The sequence below is a fragment of the Lysinibacillus sphaericus OT4b.31 genome (genome assembly GCF_000392615.1).
GTDB lineage: Bacteria > Bacillota > Bacilli > Bacillales_A > Planococcaceae > Lysinibacillus > Lysinibacillus sphaericus_B.
In genome coordinates this window covers 19979-27724 of the sequence record NZ_KB933410.1, presented here as the reverse complement: position 1 = coordinate 27724, position 7746 = coordinate 19979, and the positions used below count along the sequence as shown (strand labels likewise).

Genomic DNA, 7746 nt, shown 5'->3' with positions numbered 1-7746 from the left:
ACTTGACAGGGAGCAGTTCATAGTACCGGGAGGTGCTGCGTGTTTATATGCGTTATTTGAATACGGGCTTACACCCTAATCAGAACATAGAAGGATAACATACTCATCATCATTGTAATTTTTACTGATAAAGTCAAATTAGAACCACCAGTATAACTGGTGGTTTGCTCTGCGCGTGAAACGCTGGGGTACTGGCCCATGTCTAAAGACATCCTGAAAGGTCCGCAACCGCACTCCGTTTCCACACGAACTGCTAAAGCGGCTTACTTATTTTTCTTTCTCTTAATTTCTTCTCCTGTGAACGGGTCAATGATTTCTTTTATTGTCATTTGATCATGCAGGATATCTTCTTGTAATTGGTTCTTGATATACTCTTGAATCACTTTTCGATTTCGACCGATAGTATGCTCATAGTATCCTCGACACCAAAATTGTCGATTACCATATCGATACTTTAAATTGGCATGTCGATTGAAAATCATTAAGCTACTCTTCCCTTTTATATAGCCCATGAACGAAGATACACTTAGTTTCGGTGGTATACTCACCAACATATGTATATGATCCGGACAGACTGTTGCTTCAATAATTTCTACACCTTTTCTTTCACACAACTGACGTAGTATTCTTCCTACATCCGCCTTAATCTGACCATAAATAACTTGTCTTCTGTATTTCGGTGCGAAGACGATATGATACTTACAATTCCATGTTGTCTGTGCTAAACTTTTATTATCCATTTTGGAGTCTCCTTTCGTACGAAGTCGGTTGACCAGACCTGACCTTATTGTACGATTGGAGTTTTTTTGTCCATAGCTAAAAGCTTTCCGGAACCCCCCGCATAGCAGGGGGTTTTCAAAGAATATAATAATATAGCACATTCCACTACAGGCGGAATGTGCTAATGAATATACAAGACTTTCTTTTAGGTCAAGTACTTTTCTGGATAATAAACTTATTTTCCGAATATTCATTTTACTAATGGCTTTGAAATTATCTCTATAATTCTTTCTAATATCTCTATAGCTGTAGCTAAAAGCTTTTTTTGTTCATATATCTCTTCTTTAATATATTTACTATCAATTATTTGTTCTCTACTATTATAAGTCCAATAATATTGCATATATATACTTTGCAAGTTATGTAGTAATAAAGGTTGTTGTACAATGCCTCTTATTAAATTATGAAATTCTTCTAGAACTTTCACTATTTTTTTCTCATTTTTCATGTCACTCTTTGAAATCCTATCTAAATCTTTAGAAACCACTACACATAATTGTTTAATTTTATTATACAGTTTTATTTCTTTATTTAATGTTTCTATAAACTTTACTTCATTTATAGAATATTGGTTCGTGTTCTCTATATCCCTAAAAATATTTGGCACTTCTTTTACACAATATTTTGCTATAGCTTCTTTTAACGGCATTTGCTCCGTATAATTAATTCTTGCTCCACCCTCAGTCGCATCAATAGCAAATAGCCCATTTTCTGCAATATGCTGCTCAAACCACATTTTAAATTGAAGCCATATTTTAGTTGTTTTTACTTGATCATTATGATAACCGTTTGTCCACTCAACAAAAGGCTGTGACTTATTTGTAGTTGAATGTTCATCATATTTTGTACCAGCTGCATGAGTTTCTTTCATATCTTTACCAAAAGCTAGGTCTTGTCCTACGAATACAATCGGGGAACATCCTAGATGATGCGCCATACTAAACGCTAAATTGGCACAAGAATATCCCATTGAAATAACAGTCTCAGATGGTAATTTCAACACTTGCTGCATCCATTTTGTTTCCGCAACTCCTTCTTTAAACGGAATTATAATCGGACTTTGCGTATTCTTGAACACTCGACTATCTAGTACTGGGGGACCTACAATCGCTGTTGTAATCGGTAAATCTAAATCTTTATAAAAATAGTCGTATACTTCACTTAATCGCTCAATAGAACAAATAAAATCTGGAATAATTCCCTCTTTCAATAACTTTCCTGCTATCGTATCCACAGCTATAATTATTGCTCGAGCATTTTTTAACTCGTGGATATTTTTATTTAAAGACGGACCCGCTGCAACAATTATTGCTGGAATTCCAGCGTACATATCTTTAAATTTCGCTATATTTTTAGATTGTTTAATATATGGTAGATTAGAAATATTCCTCTCTAATCCAATTAAATTATCCTCAATATCGTTTCCTATACTAAATAATAATGTAGCAATAACTTGTCTAAGAACTGTAACAATTGATTTCGTTTTATCTAATTCATAATTTCTGTAAAAATATGTGAAATACACTGATGTATTCTTTAAATATTGTAAATACTTGAACTCATAAAAAACACCTTGCAAAAATAAGTTTAAATTTTCAATTTTGTCATCTACGAACAATAAAACATTGTCTTTTTTAAAAATACTTCTCAAGTCTTTATTACTTAAAGCATACGAAAAAAAAGTAGGATTTGGTTCAATAATCACTACAACAGATTCTTTGTGTTTGCCTCTATTAAGCCAATTCAATTCACCAATAGAATTAATTCCAAAAACAAATATTACTTCTTTTTTCAACGAATTTAATTCAAATTTATCATCAACTTTATCCTCTATTCTGATAAGCTCATCATCTCTTGTTTGAAAAATTTCATGAACATCATTTTGTTTACCTATAAAGGATGGATAAATAACATCTTCAGTTAAATTTGCAATCCAATGATATTGGTTTTTAGAAAGCACTTCAATATTTTCTTCTGTAAACACTATCTTTTCATCCTTTCTGGTTAGTGGCATTTTATATATTATTTAGCAAGCACATCAACCACCATCAATTTGAAGATTGTGGTCCATAACAAGTTGCATCAATTACACCTACTATTTGTGTCATTTACTTAAGTGGAATATGATTATAGTAATGGTCTTTAAATAGCTAATGTAAGTAATTATTTTCTCAAAAATGGTAAATTAAATTTAGCATTTTAAAAAAATTACTAGTTCAAGGGAATAATTATCTTTATAAATCTTCAAACTTTATAGGCATACCGGCTGAAAAATCCTTTTGAGCTTTTTTATTAAGAACATGGTTGAAGAATTTCGGCTCCAATCCGTAACCAGGACGTACAATTTTAATATTTTCTTTTGTAAATTCTTCACCTGCTTTAATATCTTTCGATACATAAATTGATCGGCGGAATTTCAAAGATGCTTTTTCTTTTTCAGTTGGACCATAAGTCACTTTCCCCATTGCCAACCAAGCACGTTCTGTCTCTTCTACAAGCGCCTTCATTTCTGCTGGCTCCATTGAAAAGGCTGAATCTACACCCCCATCAGTACGGTGTAGTGTGAAATGTTTTTCAATAACTGTTGCTCCTAACGCAACACTTGCTACAGCAACGCCAATCCCCATTGTATGGTCCGATAATCCAATTTGTATATCTCCAAATAACTGCTTCATATGTGGAATTGTTAAGATATTTGTGTTTTCTGGCGTAGCAGGATATGTACTTGTACATTTTAATAGCACTAGGTCTTTACAGCCTGCTTTTTTTGCAGTTCGAACTAACTCATCTAATTCTGCTAATGTCGCCATTCCAGTTGATACAATCATCGGCTTTCCTGTAGTTGCTACTTTTTTGATAAGCGGTAAGTCTGTATTTTCAAAGGAGGCAATTTTATACAGCGGTACATCTAATTCCTCTAAAAAATCAACAGCTGTTTCATCAAATGGGGTACTGAAGGCAATCATCCCTAATTCTTTTGCACGGTCAAAAATGGGCTTATGCCATGCCCAAGGCGTATGTGCTTCATCATATAAATCATGAAGCTTTCTGCCTTTCCATAGGTTTTCTTCATCTTTTATTATAAAATCTGGCGTATCTAAATCTAATGTTATTGTATCCGCTCTGTACGTTTGAATTTTCAAGGCATGCGCACCTGATTTTGCGGCAGCTTCCACTATTTCTAATGCTCGTTCTAATGATTGATTATGATTTCCTGACATCTCTGCAATGATGAATGGCTTTTCTTGAGATCCTATTTTATATTGCTCTACATTAATTGAATTCATTTAAATCTCCCCTCTAGCTCCACTTTTATTTTTCCAGATATTTCTTGCCATTCTTCAATAAATAAACTATAAACATATACATCTTCATAATGCTTGTCTCGTTTAATATGTTTTCTTAAAATACCATCTAGTTTAAAACCTAGCTTTTCATGAAATTTTCGACTTATTTGATTTGATTCAATCACTTGAGCACATATTTTTCTCATTTTCAAATCTTCGAAAATATATTCAAGCGATGTATATCCTAACAGTAAACCGGTTCCTTTAGGGGCTTGTTCATCTCCTATATAAAAACCCCATTCACAACTCTCTAACTTTTCATCAATTGCACTAATATTTAACACACCGTAATCTACTCGATTAAAAGAAAAAATTTTTGCGATTCTATTGTTATTAGTAGCGAATGAATTATACCATTCTAGATGTCTCTCAAAAGGAATCTCATCACTATTAAACATTTTTGACCGAATAAATAACTGGTTTCTCCAGTCAAAGATTTTTTTAACATCGTCTAAATTGACATTTCTCAATTCTACTTGAAGCATATATCTCATTCCATTTACAATATTTTTTACGATATTTTTCTTAATAAGAATCTATGAGCATTTCTTTATATTCTAACTCTGTTCTTTTTTCATCCACTTATCTTTCTTTATCACAATTCTATATATAGAGTAAAATCCCCCATTTATTTCTAAATCAGATTCGTTAAATTAAACAGCTTTCTCGTTCTTGCCCCTTCTATTAATTTTATATTGTAGATAAATTCCTTATAATTTTTTTCATTTTTACTTTATCAGATATGATATTTCTTAAACAACTAGAAATGTTCTCTTCTCTAATAGAATTATGCATACCTAAGAAAACAATAGCATTTATTTCCGCTAAATCTTCAGCAGCTTTCACTTGGTTATCTGCCACTGCAATTACTATAGTAGGTAAATGTAAATAAATCCGCTCCCACGTCGTTGCCCCTCCAGCGCCTATTGCTAAATCTGCTTTTACCATGAGTTCTGCCATATTATTTATTTGACAATGATATGTTAATTGGTCAGAAGTTGAACATACTTCTCTAATTTTCATCTTATTTGGATTTGAATTCCCTACTACAACATCAACTTCTATTTTTTTTAGGTGAATTATTGGTAAAATTGCCCTCAATACTTTCTCTGTTTCATTCGTTGGATCGCTACCGCCAAAGAAGACAAAAATCCTTTCAACCTTACCAGTAAAAGACTTAATTATCTTACGAGCTTCTTTAAATTCTTCACGTAGTAAAGCATGTTTAGGACCTAATAACAATCGTGTATGAACAGGTACTAAACCGTTATATCTTGAATCTTTATTCAAGTAAAAATTTTGATCAAGTAGCTCATCACAATCATGAGGTCGATTTGCTAAATCATCAATGACCATTATTTCTTTAGTAAAGGGTCGAACTACTTGTTCCCATTTAATATCGATTGAATAGTGATCCACAATTAACTGTTCCACTTTATAATGTCGTAAAATATTAATAGTTTCCCTAGCGTCTTCTTTCCAATAATCTGCTACATACGTCCATAAAGAACCTTCGGAAGCACGCAGTTTATATACATAAAAGCCTTGCTGTTCTATTAGCTCCATACAATCACCCTCTGCATGTCGACAAATAAAGGCTACTGTTTTCCCTTCTTTTTTCAGTCGATTAGCTAAAGTTAAACAGCGTATTACATGTCCTGTACCAATTTCAGTTGAAGCATCTACTCGAATAAATATACTCATGCTATCACCCTATAATTTCTTTTGTTCTATATGTGCATTAATGTTAAACCACTCTAGATTTTCTTCCATCACAATTACCGTATCATGTAAAGTGAATTGTGGATTTTCAGCATATAGTGCTTCAATTATATTTTTAATCAATTCAAAATCCTCTTCTGTATCAACTGTCCATCGATATTTACTGTAATCCGTATCATTTTTGGCCTGACCAACTTTAAATACATCTTGATTTGTATAGAAATAGGCAGTTACATGCTCGCGTTCCCATTCTAATGATGCTTCTTTATGTGCTTTCTCTAAAGCTGCAAATGTGAAAATTTCAGTATCTAAGCCCCGTGGATATGTACGCTCTACTGTATTAGAGACATAGTCACAATGACCAGATTTTAGAAAATACTGTATCGTTTTATCAACTACTTGTACATCAATAATAGGACAATCAGAAGTAATTCTTACAATAGCGTCGGCATTATACTTTAAGGCAGCCTCATAATATCTTGCTAATACATCTGTTTCAGACCCTCTATGATAAGAAACATCTTGTTGCTCACAAAAAGTGACTATTTTATCATCTTGGTCTTCCGTTGTTGTAGCAATGACGATTTCATCAATGAACCTACTACCTTTTAATCGCTCTAGTTGATATGAAAGTAAGGATCGTCCATTTACTTCTTTTAGTATTTTACCAGGTAAGCGCATTGAACCCATTCTAGCTTGAATAATTGCTACAACTCTCATTTGCTCACCTTCTCAAGCTCACTTATTACTGTAGCAACTACTTCATTCACATCGTTATTCGTCATTTTCGGGAATAGTGGCAAAGTAATCATTTTCTCATATAACGCCTCCGATTTTGGCATTGAACCTTCTTTATAGCCTAGTTCTTGATAATATGACAATGTATGTACAGGTATATAATGCACATTGACACCAATATTTTGTGCCACTAAAGCCTCAAATACTTCCTTACGAGTAACATTTAGCTTTTCAATATTTAATTGAATAATATATAAATGCCAGCTCGAATGACCTTCTGGTAACTGCTTTGGTGTTATTAAAAACTCATTGTCTTTAAATGCTTCATCATACTTTATAGCAATTTCACGACGACGCTTAACGAAACTGTCTAGCTTGTCCATCTGACTTATTCCTAATGCTGCCTGAATGTCTGTCATTCGGTAATTATAACCTAAAAACTGCATATCATAGTACCAAGGGCCATCATTTTTCGGCATACTTTCTGTATCTCTCGTTATGCCGTGTGAACGGAATTGTAATAGCTTTTTATAATAGCATTCATTATTGGTTGTAATGACACCACCCTCACCTGTTGTAACATGCTTCACAGGATGAAAACTAAACATCGTCATATCACTTAATGCACCAACCTTTTGTCCTTTGTAATCAGCACCGAGCGCATGTGCTGCATCTTCAATAACAATTAAGTTATGCTTCTTTGCGATAGCGTGAATTTCATCTAACTGTACAGGCTGTCCTGTAAAATGCACAGGAATGATTGCCTTTGTTTGTGGTGTAATGTTCTTTTCAATTTCTACAGGATCTATATTATATGTATCTTCATTAATGTCCGCAAAAACAACTGTACCACCCTCGTATCGTACACAGTTTGCGCTTGCTGCAAATGTAATTGGTGTTGTAATCACTTCATCGCCCTTGCCAATACCTGCCGCAAAACATGCCCCGTGAAGTGCCGCTGTGCCATTTGAAAAGGCAACTGCATATTTAGTACCTACGTAGTTAGCTACCTTTTGTTCAAAGCTAGCAATCGTTGGACCCGTTGTTAAGTAATCACTTTTTAAAACATTTACAACTGCTTCAATATCATCATCTTCAAGCCACTGCTTACCATATGGTAAATAAGTATCTCTCATTGCCATTCACTCCTTACAGAAAA

General features: G+C 33.5%; 7 protein-coding genes. All 7 read right to left on the bottom strand.

Features of this window, described 5'->3' with window-relative positions:
* Positions 1-263 precede the first annotated feature (263 nt).
* The gene (tnpA, locus tag H131_RS21310; protein ID WP_010861208.1) at positions 264-740 is read right to left on the bottom strand and encodes an IS200/IS605 family transposase; all 477 of its coding nucleotides are present in this window, start codon (positions 738-740) and stop codon (positions 264-266) included.
* A 230-nt stretch (positions 741-970) separates the two neighbouring features.
* The gene (locus H131_RS21305; protein WP_010861207.1) at positions 971-2764 is read right to left on the bottom strand and encodes a motility associated factor glycosyltransferase family protein; all 1794 of its coding nucleotides are present in this window, start codon (positions 2762-2764) and stop codon (positions 971-973) included.
* A 250-nt stretch (positions 2765-3014) separates the two neighbouring features.
* The gene (gene pseI / locus H131_RS21300; RefSeq protein ID WP_010861206.1) at positions 3015-4067 is read right to left on the bottom strand and encodes a pseudaminic acid synthase; all 1053 of its coding nucleotides are present in this window, start codon (positions 4065-4067) and stop codon (positions 3015-3017) included.
* Positions 4064-4612, bottom strand: a complete 549-nt coding sequence (gene pseH / locus H131_RS21295) for a UDP-4-amino-4,6-dideoxy-N-acetyl-beta-L-altrosamine N-acetyltransferase (protein ID WP_010861205.1) — start codon at positions 4610-4612, stop codon at positions 4064-4066. The genes pseI and pseH overlap by 4 nt, the downstream gene beginning before the upstream one ends.
* 205 nt (positions 4613-4817) lie before the next feature.
* On the bottom strand, positions 4818-5831 hold the full coding sequence (gene pseG / locus H131_RS21290; protein WP_010861204.1) for a UDP-2,4-diacetamido-2,4,6-trideoxy-beta-L-altropyranose hydrolase: 1014 nt from the start codon (positions 5829-5831) through the stop codon (positions 4818-4820).
* 9 nt (positions 5832-5840) lie between these two features.
* Positions 5841-6569, bottom strand: coding sequence for a cytidylyltransferase domain-containing protein (locus H131_RS21285; RefSeq protein WP_010861203.1), 729 nt, complete (start codon positions 6567-6569; stop codon positions 5841-5843).
* Complete coding sequence (gene pseC / locus H131_RS21280) at positions 6566-7723, bottom strand: UDP-4-amino-4,6-dideoxy-N-acetyl-beta-L-altrosamine transaminase (RefSeq protein WP_010861202.1); 1158 nt, start codon at positions 7721-7723, stop codon at positions 6566-6568. Before pseC ends, H131_RS21285 begins: the two co-directional genes overlap by 4 nt.
* Between the last annotated feature and the right edge of the window lie 23 nt (positions 7724-7746).

Excerpts from the sequence above, each read along its gene's own strand:
- tnpA (WP_010861208.1), bottom strand. The coding sequence starts at position 740 with ATGGATAATAAAAGTTTAGCACAGACAACATGGAATTGTAAGTATCAT.
- pseI (WP_010861206.1), bottom strand. The coding sequence starts at position 4,067 with ATGAATTCAATTAATGTAGAGCAATATAAAATAGGATCTCAAGAAAAG.
- pseH (WP_010861205.1), bottom strand. The coding sequence starts at position 4,612 with ATGCTTCAAGTAGAATTGAGAAATGTCAATTTAGACGATGTTAAAAAA.
- pseG (WP_010861204.1), bottom strand. The coding sequence starts at position 5,831 with ATGAGTATATTTATTCGAGTAGATGCTTCAACTGAAATTGGTACAGGA.
- H131_RS21285 (WP_010861203.1), bottom strand. The coding sequence starts at position 6,569 with ATGAGAGTTGTAGCAATTATTCAAGCTAGAATGGGTTCAATGCGCTTA.
- pseC (WP_010861202.1), bottom strand. The coding sequence starts at position 7,723 with ATGAGAGATACTTATTTACCATATGGTAAGCAGTGGCTTGAAGATGAT.